Below are 1,629 nucleotides of genomic sequence, written 5' to 3'. Positions count from 1 at the left end.
CGGTACCCGAAGTGGACACGGTGCCCACCGAGAGCCTCGCCATTTTGTGCGTACTTGGCACTTCCGAGTCGATCTTCAAACGTGATTCCGTGGCCCTCGATCATCTTTTCCAGATCCGCAAGCGGGTTCTTTGGGTCGATGCCTGGCTTCAGGTGAAGTGACACTACCGCATGAACACGCTTCCCCTCGCCTTCCTTATCGCCTTCACCCGCACGACCAAATTCCCACTTTTCTGGCGCGCTTGCGTGCTTATCTTCCACGCGATCCGCTCGGCCGGCAGCGCCGATACGGAATGCTTCCGGAAATGCGTTGAGTATTGATTCGTCGAGCTCAAGAGTTTGCAGACMGGCCCACGTGAAGCCGATGTTGATGCAACTGTCAGCCTTTTTCGTAGTCCCATCGGCCAACTTGCTGAGGGATGGCGTGACCTGGAGTTCACGGATGAATTTCTTCGCGCTAGCCGCGTCTTGGAACTTGAGGTGATAGTGGAATGCTCGATCGGCTCCGAAGCCCTTCAGGACGTTGGCCTGCACGTCTTCCTGAGCAATATCGACCTTCGGGGCGATGGGCGCATGCGGAAGCTTCTTTGGCTTTCCTGTTCCCGCAATTTGGAGCACGGTGATTCCCGGATAGGAGGAAAAGAAGTAGGCCGGCTTCTGAAGGTGCGTCTTCACGTATTGCCAGAACCCGTGAGGATGCTTGCTCACCGGCAGCAGAGGGCGCCCCTTCATGTAGCCGATGATCATGGTGAACTCGCGGTCCAGTGCGGCCGCAAAGTCCATCACATAGTTATCCATGACGCCATCGAATTCCGTGACGATCAGGAGGAGGCTCCTCCCGCGAGGCTCGACCTGGCTCGGTGGAAGTAYAAGTGGCAAGAAGCGTGCGAAATGAACATAGTCTAATGACGCGAGTGCTTCGTCGATTCGAGCCTTGTTCTCTGGGGCTGCGAGACTCATCATCAAGTCCCTCAGCTTCAATGGATCGTCCAAATCCATCACCAGGTTGAAGGCCTCCCCGGCGCTCTTTTGCCGCGTGTGATCTTCGACATCGCTGACAGAACTGCTGGATCCGTGGCTGTCTTCCGGGTGCGACTTGAGGATGTCTACGACGGAAACTCCCTTGTACCCGGAGAAAAGTGAAGCCTCCATCTGCTCGCACTTTTCGACGTAGCGTAAGAAGTTGGATGGGAAATCGTCGGAAGGATTGGGTACCGGCCAGCCATTCATCTTTTCGAGAATCTGGCCCAAGTGGGCGGGGAGCGCGTTCGCAAAATCTGTCAGGAAGGATTTCTTTTCTCCGTCGTACTCCATGATGAATAGCACGACCCCACGTTCGCTCAGAGGCGGCCCCTGATCCTCCGGCGGCTGATCCTCCAGCGGCAGGATGCGCGCGTAGTGCACGCATCGCAGCCCGTTCAGGGCATCGTTCATGGCACCCTGCATTTTTGCAAGCCAACCATCCGGACTCTTCAGGTCCCCCAGCGTGCCAGGCTCCTTCAGCGTCATCATCAGGCTGAGGCCTTTGCCTGCATTGCTGTTTGCTTCGCCTGCCATGTTGCCCTCCATCCGTGGTTGGTCGAGGAGTTTCATCCTGACATGAATACTTCCGGACTACAACGCCATAGAG

1 protein-coding gene is annotated in these 1,629 nt (G+C 56.5%); it reads right to left on the bottom strand.

From position 1 onward, the window contains the following. On the bottom strand, positions 1-1,592 hold a 1,592-nt coding region (locus AC1DY5_RS54825), incomplete at its 3' end, for a hypothetical protein (protein ID WP_478122562.1). Positions 1,593-1,629 lie beyond the last annotated feature (37 nt).

The organism is Variovorax sp. P4_D9 (assembly GCF_056401695.1).
The sequence above is the reverse complement of the archived record's forward strand: the minus strand, read 5'-3'. Positions and strand labels throughout refer to the sequence as shown.